The 16916-nt window shown below is 41.1% G+C and carries 15 protein-coding genes; 2 read left to right on the top strand and 13 right to left on the bottom strand.

Annotated elements, in window-relative coordinates:
* Positions 1 to 42: 42 nt before the first annotated feature.
* The 6 genes from BMY70_RS28895 to BMY70_RS28870 form a co-directional block, all read right to left on the bottom strand.
* Positions 43 to 975, bottom strand: a complete 933-nt coding sequence (locus tag BMY70_RS28895) for a PorP/SprF family type IX secretion system membrane protein (RefSeq protein ID WP_090341656.1) — start codon at positions 973 to 975, stop codon at positions 43 to 45.
* A 100-nt stretch (positions 976 to 1075) separates the two neighbouring features.
* Positions 1076 to 4288: a hypothetical protein gene (locus BMY70_RS28890; protein ID WP_090341655.1), complete on the bottom strand. Its 3213-nt coding sequence runs from the start codon at positions 4286 to 4288 to the stop codon at positions 1076 to 1078.
* 16 nt (positions 4289 to 4304) lie between these two features.
* Positions 4305 to 5384, bottom strand: coding sequence for an NAD(P)/FAD-dependent oxidoreductase (locus tag BMY70_RS28885; protein WP_090341654.1), 1080 nt, complete (start codon positions 5382 to 5384; stop codon positions 4305 to 4307).
* Between the two features lie 6 nt (positions 5385 to 5390).
* Positions 5391 to 6095, bottom strand: a complete 705-nt coding sequence (gene cmk, locus BMY70_RS28880) for a (d)CMP kinase (protein WP_090341652.1) — start codon at positions 6093 to 6095, stop codon at positions 5391 to 5393.
* A 144-nt stretch (positions 6096 to 6239) separates the two neighbouring features.
* The gene (locus tag BMY70_RS28875) at positions 6240 to 6824 is read right to left on the bottom strand and encodes a LutC/YkgG family protein (protein WP_090341650.1); all 585 of its coding nucleotides are present in this window, start codon (positions 6822 to 6824) and stop codon (positions 6240 to 6242) included.
* 20 nt (positions 6825 to 6844) lie between these two features.
* On the bottom strand, positions 6845 to 8218 hold the full coding sequence (locus tag BMY70_RS28870; protein ID WP_090341648.1) for a lactate utilization protein B: 1374 nt from the start codon (positions 8216 to 8218) through the stop codon (positions 6845 to 6847).
* Positions 8219 to 8459: 241 nt separating this feature from the next.
* Between BMY70_RS28870 and BMY70_RS28865 the strand changes: the two genes are divergently transcribed.
* On the top strand, positions 8460 to 8855 hold the full coding sequence (locus BMY70_RS28865) for a hypothetical protein (protein ID WP_090341646.1): 396 nt from the start codon (positions 8460 to 8462) through the stop codon (positions 8853 to 8855).
* A gap of 54 nt (positions 8856 to 8909) precedes the next feature.
* On the opposite strand, the gene BMY70_RS28860 is transcribed toward BMY70_RS28865, so the two are convergent.
* The 7 genes from BMY70_RS28860 to BMY70_RS28830 all read right to left on the bottom strand — a co-directional run bounded on the left by BMY70_RS28860 (position 8910) and on the right by BMY70_RS28830 (position 15462).
* Positions 8910 to 9686 (bottom strand): (Fe-S)-binding protein, encoded by a 777-nt coding sequence (locus BMY70_RS28860; RefSeq protein ID WP_090341645.1) that lies wholly within the window; start codon positions 9684 to 9686, stop codon positions 8910 to 8912.
* A 3-nt stretch (positions 9687 to 9689) separates the two neighbouring features.
* Positions 9690 to 10472, bottom strand: coding sequence for an endonuclease/exonuclease/phosphatase family protein (locus BMY70_RS28855; RefSeq protein WP_229209819.1), 783 nt, complete (start codon positions 10470 to 10472; stop codon positions 9690 to 9692).
* A 199-nt stretch (positions 10473 to 10671) separates the two neighbouring features.
* Positions 10672 to 11004: an L-rhamnose mutarotase gene (locus BMY70_RS28850; protein ID WP_090341641.1), complete on the bottom strand. Its 333-nt coding sequence runs from the start codon at positions 11002 to 11004 to the stop codon at positions 10672 to 10674.
* 12 nt (positions 11005 to 11016) lie between these two features.
* Complete coding sequence (locus BMY70_RS28845; RefSeq protein ID WP_090341640.1) at positions 11017 to 11844, bottom strand: amidohydrolase family protein; 828 nt, start codon at positions 11842 to 11844, stop codon at positions 11017 to 11019.
* 57 nt (positions 11845 to 11901) lie between these two features.
* The gene (locus BMY70_RS28840) at positions 11902 to 12765 is read right to left on the bottom strand and encodes a fumarylacetoacetate hydrolase family protein (RefSeq protein WP_090341639.1); all 864 of its coding nucleotides are present in this window, start codon (positions 12763 to 12765) and stop codon (positions 11902 to 11904) included.
* A gap of 126 nt (positions 12766 to 12891) precedes the next feature.
* The gene (locus tag BMY70_RS28835) at positions 12892 to 13665 is read right to left on the bottom strand and encodes an SDR family NAD(P)-dependent oxidoreductase (protein ID WP_090341637.1); all 774 of its coding nucleotides are present in this window, start codon (positions 13663 to 13665) and stop codon (positions 12892 to 12894) included.
* Between the two features lie 144 nt (positions 13666 to 13809).
* A complete protein-coding gene (locus BMY70_RS28830; protein WP_090341635.1) occupies positions 13810 to 15462 on the bottom strand; it encodes a UxaA family hydrolase in 1653 nt (550 codons plus the stop codon).
* A gap of 324 nt (positions 15463 to 15786) precedes the next feature.
* On the opposite strand from BMY70_RS28830, the gene BMY70_RS28825 reads away from it, so the two are divergent.
* Positions 15787 to 16668 (top strand): AraC family transcriptional regulator, encoded by an 882-nt coding sequence (locus BMY70_RS28825; protein ID WP_090341633.1) that lies wholly within the window; start codon positions 15787 to 15789, stop codon positions 16666 to 16668.
* The last annotated feature ends 248 nt before the right edge of the window (positions 16669 to 16916 follow it).

The raw sequence follows: 16916 nt of genomic DNA, 5'->3' as shown, positions 1-16916 counted from the left end.
TTTTTACTAAACATGTTCGGAGATATTCACCGTAAGTTTACTTTAATACTTCTGGAAGCCATTCGGGTTAGGAACAAACTTCAACATTAACTCATGAATTCCTTTTGGCCCGGTTGTAACCAGGTTAAGTTGTTCCACTTGTTTGGTGCTGTAAAAATATCCAAGCCGCACATTCCTGCCGACCATCACTTCGGCAGATAATTGTAAATAATTAATACCCGAACCGCCAAAAGACGACCCGCCGCCTGCGTGATAAGTCGTACCAACACCAACTTTTTCATTAAACCAAAAGCGGCCGCCGAAATCAACTCTTAATTTGTAATCTTTCTCCTGAACAAAAAGTACGTTTGGAATAAGTTTTACCTCATCTGCCAGATCATAACTTCCGCCTATCATAACATACAACGGCCTACGGTAATAGTAAGCAATCTGCTGCTGACCGAAACCCTGCGATAAGAGTTCAGGTTTGGAAACTCCCAAATAAAAATTATCCGAGTGGAGCCATGCACCGATCCCAAAACTTCCTAATGCTCTGTTGGTGCTGTTAAACGACGAGCCGACGTCAAATACCGGTAAAACATTTATGCCACCTTGCCCACCCATAGCAAGTTTCCATTGATCAGAAATTCCAAGGTGATAGGCAAAGGATGCTGAAAAAGCAGTGGTAGTGAAAAAGCTGGTCTGATCGTTCATTGCCTGAAAACCAACTCCAAATTTCCCATTTCCAAAGGTTCCGTCTGCTGCAAAAGTCTGGCTTGAAGGCGAATTTTGTATGGTAAACCATTTTCTGCGAAACATGGCTGTCATGTTAAAAGTCTCCCTCACACCGGTAAACCCAGGATTTATAGCCATTGGGTTCTGGAGATATTGTTCATACATCACTTCCCGTTGAGCGAAACTTTTATCTGCATCAAAAATCAGAAAAGGGAGAATTACTACAAAATATAGAAATCGGCTTTGGAAACTTATCATCATTAATTGTGGAAAAAGGATTTACGATAGCACAAAAAAATGGCATGAGAACAGTTCCCGTGCCATTTTTACCTTTATTTTATTTTAATTTTTGAACCATTACTTAAAAATCATATCCCAAAGTTACATAAGGAATTGCTTTGTTCGTATATCCGTTGTCAACGCCCCAGGCATAGTCAAATTTAACATAAATACCGAATATTGTCGTCCGGGCTCCAACTCCATAACCCATTAGATACGGGTTTTTGTAATTGATCACCGTCGCTTTGAAAGGTTCTTCCACGCTCCCGATGATTTCAGTATTTAGACTGTTTTTCTCGCTAAATGGGCCTTTTCCGGTCCACGCTGTTCCAATATCTCCAAATCCTACGATCTGGAAATTACGAAGCGTACTTGATGTAATTGCACCGCGATACAGATATTTGATCAAAGGAATGCGAAGCTCTGCATTAAGCAACATATAACTTGTTCCTGACAAACGGTTCAGGTTAAATCCGCGTAAGTTGGTTGCGAAATCCGTAAAGAAAATATCGCGGTTGTCTCTGCTGAAATCGAGAGGATTTACGCCGGTAGTACGGGAATCTTTCTTGTTTCCAATCCAGTTTTCCATACCGCCCAGAATACTTTGTTTTGCTGCCTTTCCTCCTGAATGACTCATTGCAACACGGGTTGCAAAAATCAGGTCACGGTGAATTTTCTGATAATGTCTGAAATCAAGGCTCACGCGATTGAAACTTTCATTTCCATTTGACAAACCAAGATAATTGTCATAGCGAATTTTGAAACGTGTTCCCTGCATCATATTCATACCAGATTTTGTGGTATTATCAAATACGAATTCAGTTCTCAATCCTCCATAACTTGAACTTAGATCCGGATTCGACAGAATCAAATCAACCATTCTCGTAGAAGTAAACATCGGCGCGACTGTAAATCTGCTTGTGGTAGAGAAAGGATACGATGCAGAAACCATTACCTGATTGAATCGGTATTTTTGAGGTGCTACTTCCGAATCAATGTAAAGAGCCTTTCTATCTACTCTCACACCGAAATCGATCCTATGAACATTGTTTGAATATTCTGCAAAAAGGTCACTATTCCGGAAATTTGAAGAAATAAACAAACCCGCTTTAATTACGTGGTTTTCAAGCAAATCATTCATCGAGATCGATTGTGCATAACCGAATCCTCTGATCGGATCAACACGCCAATCGGAGCTTGCATCATTTGTGATAAATAAACCCTTGTAGTTATATGGACCTTTAATTGCAATATTTTCCCGCGTTGCCTTTGTTCTGGGTAAAGTATTTGGTGATGTTGGGAAAGTTCCCCTTCTCTGGCGGGTTTCAAATGTTTTTAAGACATCTTCATCAAACTCATAATTATCGGTATCAACCTCCCCTTCTTTCAAAGCCATTTTTGGAGCTTCGGTTTTCACGGGTGCTTTTGCAGAATCCGGGACCGTCGTTGCAGCGGCAGGCCTAGCAGATTCTCCGCCCACTATATCTCCTTTTATAAGTGATGGCGTGTCGACCGACGCGTTCGGATCAAAACCATTTTTGAATGCCGCTGTGTAATAGCCGTCATTTAAATAAGTATAAGCGATTGCACCGCCGGATTTCAAGGTGATATCGGCATTACGGATGCTGTTGATATAATTTGTTACCTGAGAATTCGTACTCGATGCTCTGTTATATTTGAAAACATTGCTGACACCTTTTATGTTTGATAGGTAATAAACGTCATTTTCATCGGCATATATTGGAGCAACCTTTACCTTCGAATCAGCCGGTGTTAATCTTAAAAGCTTTTCAGCGCGTGGAGAACCTTCGTGCTCAAAAACCGATAAACCAGCAGACAGCGTTTTGAAATTACCTTTGTCTACGCCCAAAGAATCTGTCGGACGGTTGGAAGCAAATACTACTCGTCTTGCCGATCCCTGAACAAATCTCGGTGAAACATCGTCGTACAAATCGTTTGTTAACCCGATCAATGACATCCTGGCCACACTTACCAGGAATAAATCATTTTGGCCATTTTTGTCTGCACTAACAGCTAACATCGTCCCATCGCTGGAAATATCCATATCGCTGATCTGATCAAGCCCGCGAATAGTTCTTCTCAGTTTTATTTTAATTTTCTTCGAGTCTAAATTTTCATACAGATAGAAATTCTGACGACCATTTTCCGACGCAAGTACCGCAAGTGTATTATTTTTGGACCACCCTAAAAGCGGGGGCTGTGTTTTATTTCTTCCTCCAATAATATCAAGTTTCCCCTGCCGGATTATCTTTTTAGAGCCTGATTCGCTGTTAAATAAATAAACACGGTAACGTCCATTTTTCATTTCGCTAACGGCCGTCCATTTTTTATCCGGCGAAACTTTAATAGCCGCACTCGCATCCGAAGCACTTAATTCGTTCAGCCTATATTTCCAGGCGGGCTTGGGATCAGTATAAAACTGCTCGGCCTTTTTGTTTATATTTAAATAATATGCTCTCCAGTCTCTCAAAAACCTATTATAGGAAGGAATGCCTAAGGTACTTGTGATACTGGTTTGCTCTGTACGGATAATTCTTGTCAGGTTAAGGATATCAGAAATTTTATCTCTTCCGTATCGTTCGGCGATATAATTCCAAATAGAGTGACCAATCAGTGTTGCATCATTTCCAGTAAGCAACGTTGGTTTTCTTACGTTACGATTTTTGAGAAAATCGCGCATATAATCATTCAGTTCCGGTGACCATCCCTCCGAAATATATGCAGCAGCACCGGTCATGAACCATTCGGGAAGTGTAAGCAAGAGAGAGCTTTGCAGTGCTTCTTTCATATTGCCGCCATAAAGCATATCATATACGAAAAGCAGACTGATGTCTTTTACAAGTTTCTTTTTGAATCCGATCTGATCCCCGGTATATGCAACCTCAACGCGTGACTGCCCCAAATCCAGTTTTTTATCTTCAAGATTATCAAGCGTGGACAACCCCATATTGCTTTGTTCAAGCTCTTGTGGAGAATTGTACAGGAAAATCTTAACGCGGCTGTATGGCGTCCAACCTAAGACATCCGTAATTTTATCGAATTCACTCTCAGCATATTGTGCGGTAAGTTTTGCCAATGCAGTACCTCCCTGATAGTGATAAATTTCAAAATTTGTGGTTCTGAAAATCTTCCAGTTGAAGGTTTTATATTGCACACGGTTTTTGCCGAAAACTTCCTGTGAAGGATAGCGTTGTGCTTTGATTTCCACACTTGTTAAAAGAAGTGTAAAAAAGGCGGCCGATAAGGTTAGCTTGTGTATAATTTTTATTCTCATTTTTCTCCTGCTTACTTCAACGGAAATATAACGAAAAATACCTCTTAATATTCACTGCATCATTCAATTCTTTATGCTTTTCAAGATATTCCGTAAACTGGTTCGCAAAATAAGGAGCGAGTGTGACACCCTTTGTTCCCAGTCCATTAAAAATCCCGATACGGGGATGATCAGGATGAATACCTAACATTGGTCTTCGGTCATGAGAAGAAGGACGAATTCCGGCCAACTGTGAGGTTACTCGATATGGTACTTTCAGCAACGGTTCTAACTTACCTTTCAATTCTTCAGCCGCCGCTTTTGTTGTCTGCCAGTCCAAAGGGTCCCAGGAATAAGTCGCGCCAACCCGGCAATGCGTTTCAGAAACCGGAAGGATAAAAATCCCCTGGTTTACAATTTGATTGGTCTTTAACTTTTCAATTTCTATTTCAAGAATTTGACCTTTCACCGGAGTGAAAGGCAACCAGTTAAACAGTTCGTTTTCTCTTGCATTAAAACCCTGACAAAGAATAACTTTGGTAAAATTAAAACCTTTCCAGAAAACCGTTTCCTCTGAAATTTTCAAATCATTTGTATTGAAACCAGCTTCCAGATATTGCCCTGAATTTGAAAAATAGTCACGACTTTTTTCTAACAATAACGGCAAATCAACCCAGCCTGACTGAATTACCTCCATGCCACCGAACGGAGCATGAATGTGTTCAGGGACATTTTGTTGCTTCTCAGCAGACTGGATATACCTCGAAATTCCAGGATCAGATGTTTGTGCTAAATACGAATTTTGCTCTTCTATGGATCGAAATGGGCGAAAGATGGAAGCCTGGTGTAAAATCTTGATGTCAAGTTTTTCTTCCAAACCTGAATAAAAATTCTGCGCAAAAGGAAAAATCTCATCTGCAAGCCAGGTTTTTACCAATTTTTTCCCTGTTAAAGGATTAAAAATTCCGGCAGCGACTTTTGAAGAAGATGGCAAAGAAGAATCATTCACCAAAAGTATTTTCTTACCTGATTCATGCAGATGCCAAGCCATTGAAGTCCCGGCAATTCCCTGTCCAACAATCAGATAATCATAGGAAGTATCCTTATTTTGTGTCATGAAATTTTAGTTATTTTCACGATCACGAAGTACTAATCCAATTTGCTCATCCGCTAACCTGACAACCATTTCTACCTGTTCATCAAGCGTCATCATCGAATTGTCGATATAAACAGCGTCCTCCGCTTGTCTCAACGGACTTTCCGCACGCGTTGTATCGATATGATCACGTTTTTTAAGATTATCGGCAATTTCGGCAATGCCAATTAGCTCACCTTTTTCCAGCAATTCAAGCTGACGGCGCTGTGCGCGTATCATCGGATCTGCTGTCATGAAAATCTTCAATTCCGCCTGTGGGAAAACGACTGTTCCGATATCACGGCCGTCCATGACGATTCCTCTGGATTTCCCCATACGCTGCTGCTGAGCCACCAAGGCATGACGGACATCAGCAATCGCACTAATTGTACTTACCTGCTCGGAAACGTACATTTTCCGGATCTCATCTTCTACATAAAGCCCGTTCAGAAACGTATCATTCGTTCCCTTTTCCTTATGACGACGAAAGGTAATATGGATATCGCTTAATGCTTTTTGTATTTCTCTTGGATTCGAAACAGATATGTGATTCTGAATAAAAAATAATGTTACTGCGCGATACATAGCTCCTGTGTCTATGTACGCGTAATTCAGCTGTTGCGCGACCTGCTTGGCCGTTGTGCTTTTTCCACAGCTAGAATATCCATCAATCGCAACAATTATTTTGGGCATACTTTCAAGGTTTAATATTTGGCCGGTTTACTGTGCCAAATTCAAAAATGCAATAGATTAATATCTGCAAAAGTATAAGAAAGAAAGCGTGAGACGAACTTTTTTATATACTTACTTGAAAACAACCGCTGTAACAATTCCTAACTAATTCTCCACTAAAAAGATAACCATACTTCGCGCTCCATGCGCACCGATTACCAAGGACTGTTCAATATCCGCAGTTTTTGACGGACCGGCAATAAAACACCCCCAACCGGTTGTATCCGACAAACGATTGTAGGCATCATGCATGTTATTGACCAGTGCATTTCTTGGAATGACAAAAGCAAGGTTCTGCGTAATAAAAGGTAAAACACGGTGTTGCAAATGATTATCGGAAATCCAGACTGCTCCATTTTCTGCAACACCAAATTCTGCTTGCAGAATAGCCACTTCAATCATTTCAAGATCATGCGGATCGGAAACCTGTAAACTGAAATCTGCCCAGGAAGCCAGTTCAGGAATTGTACTCGCCTTGTTTACCACGTCCACATACATCTCTTCTACTTTCTCGCGAAGATGCTCCATGGATGCCACAATGATCACCTCGGTATATATAGATTGTAAAACCTCCTTAAATTTATCTTCTGTGTTTGCATAACCGCTGTCAAAAGTATACCGGGCAGGCAAATCAGTTCCGGAAGGTTTGTTCAGCTTGACCTGCTGAAGAATTTTTTCACGTGAGCTCATGGTATTTTTTGATTCTAAAATTATTTCCGGTTTCTGACAAACCAGTCTCTGAAACTCTCTTTTGGAGGCTCTGGCATTTCCCGCTGCTTAAACCACGGGTTCAGCGAATTATTAACCATAAAAGGTAAAGTCCGCATCACCGAACGGCCAAGTCTTCCCGACCACTGATAAAATCTTGGCTGTGATAAAACCATCGACATTGCCTTCACTCCTATCTCTTTCGCCTGAGGCACATGACCGCCTTTTACCAAAACCTGCCTCCATTTATATAACTGATCGTGGATATCAATTTTAACCGGACAAACATTCGAACAGCTTCCGCACAACGTACTTGCAAATGGAAGATCCGCATTTTTGGTCATATCAAGATTCGGAGCAAGAATTGACCCGATCGGACCGGCAACTGCATTGTGATAACTGTGTCCGCCACTTCTGCGGTAGACCGGACAAGTATTCATACAGGCACCGCAACGAATACATTTCAAAGAATTCCGAAAATCAGCACGGCCTAATTGTGTACTTCGTCCATTGTCGACAATGACCAAGTGCATTTCCTGACCATCGCGAGGCTTTTTAAAATGACTGCTGTATGTAGTTACCGGTTGCCCTGTCGCACTTCTAGCCAGAAGTCTGAGGAAAACGCCAAGATGAGATTGCAACGGGATAATTTTTTCAAAACCCATACTGGCGATATGAACTTCCGCAAGATGTGCACCCATATCTGCGTTTCCTTCGTTCGTGCAAACCACAAATCCGCCTGTCTCTGCCACTGCAAAATTAACGCCGGTTAATGCCGCCCGTCTCGTTAGAAATTTATCCCGCAAATGTTGCCGGGCGGCTTCTGTCAGGTATTGCGGATCTGTCGCGCCGGCATCCGTTCCCAAATGTTCATGGAACAAATCGCCGATATCTTTCTTTTTTAAATGGATTGCAGGCAAAACAATATGACTTGGCGGCTCTTGCCGAAGCTGAACGATTCTTTCTCCAAGGTCGGTATCAATAACGTCAATACCATTCTGAATAAGAAATTCATTCATATGACATTCCTCGGTCAGCATCGATTTGCTTTTCACCATGCGCTCCACCTTATGCTGTTTTAAAATGGCGAGCACAATTTCATTATGTTCCTTCGCATCAACCGCCCAGTGGACGTGAATACCATTTGCTTTCGCATTTTTTTCAAATGCTTCAAGCAGATCATCCATATGCGAAAGAACGTAATTCTTTATCTGTGAAGCGGTTTCCCGCAGCTCTTCCCATTCAGGCAACAATTTTGACGAAATATCACGCTTTTTACGAACGAACCACAAAGTTTCGTCATGCCAGTCTACATACGGTTCGTCTTTATTAAAGGTCTCTGAGGCCTCGGCATGTTCAATTACTGCTTTCGACATGGTTTAATAACAAATAGATAATAGTATTTTTTAAAGAATCTCAATTGCACTTTTCACATTCGTTGTATTATTCCAAGTTTGCAAATTGTTAAATAAACAACTTTTTACAAATCGTCAAAAAGCTATTTTATTGTATTGCAATGTGTTGTAATTTTGAATCAACAAAGTTTTTTGATCGGGGCATCAGAGTCTGATCAAAGTTTATTTAACTTTTTTTAGACGCAATTAAATTTTCACTCCTATGAAAACCAAAAACACTCTCTTTTCAGCAGCCTTGATTGGTTTGCTTATATCAGGTTCAGCATTTACTGCAAATGCACAAACCGCCATCGCAACTTCAGATAAAACTGAGACAGCTTCTACTAAGTTGTCAGTTCTGCAAGTTAAACCTATGCAATTTCGAGTTTCATATAATAACGCACAGTCAAACAATATTATCGTACGTATTCTTGACACTGACAAAAATGTTCTTTTTTCAGAAAACAAGCGTGCAGCAGCAACTTTTGTGAAATATTTCGACCTTTCTACGCTTCTTGACGGTACTTATACTTTCGAGATTACGGACGGAAAAGAGAAAGCTTCACAAACGTTTGACATTTTGACAAAGACGAGCCGCGTCGTTTCTTCAATCAACTAAACGACTGAGCCTTCTCAGATTCTGGATTCCGTAAACTTTGTAAAATGCCGGTGCTCATTGATTGGGTACCGGTATTTGTTTTACGGCACTATTCAAAATCTCGGCAATGTGTTTTACCTGAACAGGCGAATTTTTTCTTTTCAAAATTCCTTCCAAATGTAAAAGGCAGCTCATGTCCGATCCTGTTATATACTCGGCGTTATGACGGATATGATCCGATACTCTGTCTTTTCCCATTTTCACGGAAACTGCTTCTTCTGCTACACAAAACGTTCCTCCGAATCCACAGCACTCATCTTTTCTATCCAGATCAACGAGCTGCAATCCGTGCACTTTACTCAACAAAGTTTCAGGCTTGTTATAAGGTGCTGCATTTAATTCCGACATCTGGGAAAGATGCAATCCGCGCTGTCCGTGGCAACCCTGGTGCAAACCTACCCGATAAGGAAAATCAGCCGCGATCTCATCAATTTTCAAGACGTCGGTTATAAACTCAACGAGTTCATAAACCTTTCTGCGCAGTTTTTTGGATTCTTCCAAATGCTCTTCTACTTTCAAATGCTCTTTGATATGCAGCACGCAACTGCCCGATGGCGCCACTACATAATCGAATTCGCCAAAAGAATCAAAGAAAAGATTGTTACAATCTTTCGTCAGATGCTCGAATCCTGAGTTTGCCATTGGCTGGCCGCAACAAGTCTGATTTAGCGGGAAGCTAACTTTACAACCCAGTTTTTCCAACAATTCCAATGTTGCAATTCCAACCTGCGGATAAAACTGGTCTACATAACAAGGGATAAACAGTCCGATTTTCAAATGCGAATAATCCATATTTTACCAAAATTCAATCGTTGCCATAATGGGATAATGATCCGAAACGTCAGGGTGATTTTTGATTACCTTATATTTCTTCACTCTAACCTTGTTGTTCATCAATACAAAAATATAATCGAGCCTGTCGCCGGGAAGTCCTTCACTCCATGTTTCCATCTGAGATCCTTTGGCAGCATCCTGCCATTTTTTCCTGAAAGAAAAATAGGGTTGTTCATTGGGTCGCGCTCCCATGTCCATTCCCAACACAACCGGCTGAATACTAGCCTCTAATAACCTGTTCACAAACGCCGCCTGTAAAGCTCTATCCACAACAGATGCATATTCAAGTCGTGCATTACAAAAACGAAATGTCAGATTTTTATTCACCCGAATAAGTCCGCACTGTAAAACTCTTGCATCAGAACCCTTAGTTGCCGGCAAATTGAATTTTTGTGTTTTCTCAAAAGGCCATTTTGATAATAACCCTACTCCTTGCGATCCATGTTCCGTGCTATCAGCCACACCATAAGCATAATACATGCCTGTCTGAATAGCTAACTGTCTTAGCTGAAATTGTACTTTACCGTTATTTTTTAAACTATCTACCGCTTGTAAAGCGACTAACTGAGGCGAGTTTTCTTTTATTATTTTCAAAATCCCCATAAGATTTGACTCGTCGTTCAAATCCAGTCCATGGCGGACGTTGAAACTCATAACCTTAATTTCAACCGGCCGACGAGGCTGTGAAGAGAATAAAGTAATGGTCAATCCTATTAAGCTGATAATCAGTACTAACTTTTTCAATCTATCAAATAGCTAAGTAAAACGGCTCCTGTCAAACTGTAATTTATAACCATTGGGCTAAAAATCGCAATCTGTGTTCGGTTAATTCCCGAGAAGTTTCTCCCTAACTTTTATTGAGTGATGCTGGTCTGTGCTAGTTTTAAAAGCTATTTTTCAATTGTGGCTAACAAAATTTATGACTTCAATTTTAAAATTATCCCTAAACCAAAGCGAAAATTTTATCCATTAAAACCCATTTTTCTCCTTCTTTTGCGGACGGCAAAGCTTGCTGATACTTCCACATCAACTGTTCCCAGACCTGTACATCCGGGTTAGCTGCATCCATTGCGCTTTTCGTTTCAAAGCTGAAATCGTCTACCGTTTCCATAATCATAAAAAGCCTGTTTCCAATTCTATAAAGTTCCATTTGCGTGATTCCTGCATCCAGAATGCTCTTTTTAATTTCGGGACGTGGAACACGGTGATGTTCCTCGTATTCGGCGATCATCTTTGCATCATCGACCAAATCCAGCGCGAGACAGTATCTTTTCATTTTGTAAGTTCTTTAATCGAGAGCATAAAACTTGACTGCGTTTTCTCCCCAAACCTTATTTTGTTCATTTTTAGAAAGCTTTGATAGGTAATTTGCAAGTACGTCCTTCATCGCTGAATATTCGGCAGCAACCAGACAAACCGGCCAATCAGAGCCAAACATCAAACGATCTGTTCCAAAAGCTTCTAAAACGGTGTCCAGATACGGAACAAAATCTGCATTCTGCCAGGAATACCAATCTGCTTCTGTGACCATTCCTGAAACTTTACAATAAACGTTAGGAAGCTCAGCTAACTTTTTGATATCCTTTGCCCACGTGTCCATTTCTCCCTTTTTGATATAAGGTTTTGCAATATGGTCAAGTACAAACTTCACCTTCGGCAGTTGTTTCGCAAAAGTATAACTTGCAGTAAGCTGCGTCGGGTAAACAAGAATGTCGTAAGTAAAATCAAATGCAACCAATTGCCCTACACCTTTGATAAAATCCGGCTGGAGCAAAAAATCATCCGGCTCGCCCTGAACAATATGCCTGAAACCTTTTAATTTTTCAAACTGCGAACAAACTTCAAGCCTGTCATATAAATTATCAGCACGGAGATCGATCCAGCCGACAACACCTTTGATAAAATCGTTTGCTTCCGCGAGTTGCAACAAAAATTCTGTCTCAGAGTTGGACTGATCCGCCTGAACTGCAACGCATCCATCTACTCCATTCGCTGCCAAAACCGGTTTCAGATCTTCCGGAAGAAAATTCTGGCGTATTTTTTCCATTTCAGGCGTAATCCAGGAATCTCTTACCGAATCATAAATCCAGAAATGCTGATGGGAATCTATAACCATATTTTACTATTTTACTATTTCGGATACGAATCAAAATCCGTATCCGAAAATTTGAATTTATATCGCTTTCCAGGCAACGGCTTCCTGTTTTTGAACGCCCAATCCTTCGATACCAAGTTCCACGATATCACCCGGTTTTAGATAAACCTGAGGTTTCATACCCAAGCCTACGCCGGCCGGAGTACCCGTCGAGATAACATCACCCGGAAGTAAAGTCATAAATTGGCTCAGATAACTTACCAGAAAACCAACCTGGAAAATCATATCTGACGTATTGCTATCCTGGATTTTCCTGCCATTTAACGACAACCAAAGATCAAGGTTATTCGCATTTGGAACATCTTCTTTTGTAATCAGATAAGGTCCTATTGGAGCAAATGTGTCATTACTTTTTCCTTTCACCCACTGTCCGCCGCGTTCCAGCTGATAGGCACGCTCTGAATAATCGTTGTGGATGGCGTAACCTGCTACGTAACTAAGCGCGTCGGCTTCGTCAACATAACTCGCTTTTTTGCCAATAATCACAGCAAGCTCCACTTCCCAGTCAGTCTTTTCTGAACCTCTTGGAATGATAACCGGATCATTTGGGCCAACCAATGCAGATGTCGCTTTAAAAAATACGATTGGTTCCTTCGGCAATTCTGTCGCGCCGGATTCATATGCATGTTTTGCATAATTCATTCCAATACAGATTATTTTCGACGGACGCGCGATGCATGATCCAAAACGAAAACCGGGTTCAACACGCGGTGCTGATGCTGAATTAATCGTCAGCCAGTCTGCTAAACGATTCAACCCGTCAGTCGCAAAAAATTTCTCGTTATAATCTTCACCAAAAGCAGAGACGTCCAGCAATTCGCCATTTGTCAATGCTACACCAGGTTTCTCTTGTTCGTAAGCTCCAAAACGGAAAAGTTTCATAGTTATGGCTTTCGGCTGTCGGCTGTCAGCAATCGGCTGCCAGATTCCGGCCAGTTTTGATAAAATATTTTCTTAATTATTTCAATTATAATGCCGATTGCCGAAAGCCGACAGCCGACAACCTTTTTAATTATTTAGTTTCTCAAATCCACCATCAATCAAATAATCGCAACCCGTGATGAACGAGGCTTCGTCTGAACATAGATATAGGGCAAGCGCACCAATTTCGTCTGGTTTTGCCATTCTGCCAATCGGTTGCGTTTTTGAAAGTTTTTCGAACATTTCAGCTTCTTGTCCTGGATAGTTTTTAGCGATAAACCCATCGACGAAAGGCGTGTGAACACGAGCTGGTGAAACACTATTGCATCGAATTCCATCTGCCAGATAATCTTTTGCAACGGACAACGTCATTGAGTATACAGCTCCTTTTGCAGTCGAATAAGCAAACCGATCAGGAATTCCGACGGTGGCTGCAATCGACGCCATATTCAGAATAACGCCGCCGCCTGCTTTTTTCAAGTGCGGAATTGTTGCGAAAAGGCAATTGTAAACACCTTTTACATTGACATTTAATACACGGTCAAAATCGGTTTCGGCAGTATTATCTGCTCTTCCTACGTGCGCAATTCCAGCGTTATTTACCAGTATATTGATTGTTTGTTTTTCCGCAATTCCATCAATAACTTTTACAACATCTGTCTGTTTTGAAATATCGATTACATGTGCTTCTGCGCTTCCGCCACTGCTTTTTATATCTGCTACAACCTGATTTGCCAGATCGATATTGAGTTCAAGAATATGGACATGTGCACCTTGCTTAGCAAAAGTCTGAGAAATCGCCAGACCGATTCCACTTGCACCTCCCGTTACCAAAGCCACTTTGCCGGTTAAATCAAACATGTATTTTAAAATTAAATATTAAGATCAACAGTCTCGATAAAAAGGCTGATGACCACAAACTTTACTCGAAAACTAACTCAGCGGCCAGCGCCGAAAATGAAATTTCCTGCAGCCGGAGCTATTTTAAAATATTGCTATCCATAATTAAAGAGAAACTCCTCTTTTCCATGGAATAAAATCATCCTGCCCCAGTTGCTGTGCTTTTGTCAGTTCTCCGCTTGCTACTTTGATAACATATTCCAACAAATGGTCAGCGTTTTCTTCCAGAGACTGGGTTCCGTCGACAACCGGGCCGCAATCAAAATCGATCACATCCGGCATACGGTTTGCCAAAATTGTGTTTGTAGCAACCTTAGCTACCGGACAAATTGGATTTCCCGTTGGCGTTCCCAATCCGGTTGTGAATAGAATAATATTCGCACCGGCAGCAGTTTGTCCGGTTGTTGCTTCAACGTCGTTTCCAGGAGTGCAAACCAATGCGAGACCAGCTTCTGTCGCTCTTTCTGTATAGTTCAAAACGTCCGTAATGTAAGCATTCCCGCCCTTTTTGGCAGCACCGGCCGATTTGATTGCGTCAGTTATCAAACCATCCTTAATATTTCCCGGCGATGGATTGAATGCAAAGGCGGAACCAACTGCTTCTGCTTTACCCGCATAATCACGCATCAATTTTTCAAACTTTGCGGCTTTCTCTTCGGTAACACAACGGTTAAGCAATTCCTGCTCTACGCCGTTAAGCTCTGGAAATTCAGCCAAAAGTGTTTGTCCGCCCAGGCCAACAACAATATCAGATAAATGACCCAGAACCGGATTGGCAGAAATTCCTGAAAATCCATCGGAACCGCCACATTTCAATCCAACCGAAAGTTTGGACAAAGGTGCAGGCTCCCGGAATTGTTTGTTCATTTCAGTCAAACCTAAAAAAGTAGACTTAATCGCGCCGGAAACCAATGAGTATTCAGTTCCTTTCTGATGCTCGAAAGCATAAAAAGGCTTGTTGAAATTTGGATCACGTTTTTTTATTTCGTCTTCCAAAGTTTTAAGCTCTGAATTTTGACAACCTAAACTTAACACCGTAATGCCAGCCACATTCGGATGAACGGCGTAAGCAGCAAAAAGTGCACACAAAGTATTTGCATCCGTACGCGTACCGCCGCAACCGCCTTCGTGTGTAAGAAATTTGATCCCATCCACATTTGGGAAAGGACGACTTTTTACTTGTTGCTCTCTCGTTGGCTCGGTAAAACCTCCCAAATTCTGCATACGGGACATATCCCCCGACTGGTATGCTTTCAGAAATTCAGCAACCTGGCCGCGGTACATATCAGTCTGTGCATAACCAAGTTCACGCTCGAAAGCATCCTTCATGATCAGTACGTTGCGGTTTTCACAAAATACCAGCGGCAATACCAGCCAGTAATTGTAAGTTCCTACCCGGCCGTCTTCCCGATGATACCCGTTAAATGTTCTTCCCTGCCAGCGACTTATATCAGGCTGCGTGTAGGAATATGGCTTACGGTTCGCTGTGCTGTAATCCTGTGAATCGTGTTTTAAATTAAATGTTGTAATCGGTTCCCCCCGCTTGATCGGCTGTTTCGCACGGCCTACCAAAACACCATACATAATAATCGCTCCGCCAGTTTCTATATCTTCGGTGACAAACTTATGTTTGGATGAAACGCCATAAGGCAATAAATAACTCTCTCCATTCCACTCTGCTATATCGCCGGTCGGAATATCCCTAAGCGCCACGATGACATTGTCAGACGGGTGAATTTTTAAAAGATTGGACGCCATAGTCTCAATAGAAATAAGTATTAATAAATGTTCATGATGTGAATCTGAAATAACCTCATGCTGAAAATTTCATCCCACTTTTCAATGAGACGAATAATTATGCTGTTAACCCGGCATATTTAAAGCATACATCATTAATATATACTAAAAAAAATGCTCAAATAATACATGTTGTTATCCAAAATAAAAATACCAATATTTCTTATTGAATTTTAACACAAATGAATAGAAATATAAAGAGGCGTTGTTTCATTATACTAGCATATTTTTCAATAATTTTGGCATAAATTAGATCCTAACTGATTAAATCTTGTCATTATACCTGTGAAACCGCAATTACTTAAAGTGCCGAAGGGTTTACACCAGTCTTTTAGTATCCGGCGGGATGTTGTGTTGTATTTTTACAATCGTTGGCATTATCACCCAGAAATAGAGTTGGTTCATATCGAACAAGGCTCCGGAACTCAGTTTGTCGGGGATAATATTCAGAATTTTCAGAGCGGGGATCTGCTGCTTATCGGACCAAATTTGCCGCACTACTGGCGTTGTGACGAAAAGTATTTTAAAGGCGATTCCCAGCTATATGCACAAGCAACTGTTCTTCACTTTTCCGCTGACCTATTCGGCGATACTTTCCGAGGCCTTCCGGAAAATAAAGCGATCAACGAATTACTTGATAAGGCCAAATGGGGAATGAAACTTTTGGGTAAGGAAAATCAGCAGATCAAGACACTGCTTCAGAACCTGCTGGATCAGGTTGAGGGAAATCCGATTATCTCATTGTTGCAAATTCTGGAAACACTGGCACATAGTAAGGATATAAAATTACTTTCAAACAGTCACTATCAGGAAGAGTACGATCAGCACGATGAGGACAGAATCAACCAGATTTACAAATATTCTCTTAGCAATTTCCAACAAAAAATAACGATTGAAGAGATTGCAGAGATTGCCAATATCAGTCCAAATTCTTTCTGCAGGTATTTCAAAAGCAGAAGCCGGAAAACCTATTCTCAATTTTTACTGGAACTTCGGATCGGCCATGCCTGCAAATTATTGATTGATGGGAAACTGAGTGTTGCGCAGATCTGCTATGAAAGCGGCTTTAATAATTTTGCCAATTTTAACAGATATTTTAAACTGCATACCGGAAAAAGTCCGCTTCAATATCAGAAAGGTTACCGGGCGAGCTCGGTGATTTCATGATTAAGCTTTCTTTTGTAATTTTTAAATTTCTCTTTCTGGATGTTTTTTACCGGTCCGACGGCAGAAAAAGCCGTTGGACCGGGCGACCCCGTCGGATGGCTTTTCCGCCATCCGACGGGTATCAAACCAATTTAAAAATAAAAGCGATTGAAATTCGAATCCGCCACAATAAACCTCACAATCCGTGTTGCATTAAAATAGATTATACCAGACCTTGCGTTCTAATCAGAAAAGACATTTTCCCACAA

It is taken from the genome of Dyadobacter koreensis (assembly GCF_900108855.1).
Classification (GTDB): domain Bacteria; phylum Bacteroidota; class Bacteroidia; order Cytophagales; family Spirosomataceae; genus Dyadobacter; species Dyadobacter koreensis.
This window is presented reverse-complemented; position numbering and strand designations above follow the sequence as displayed.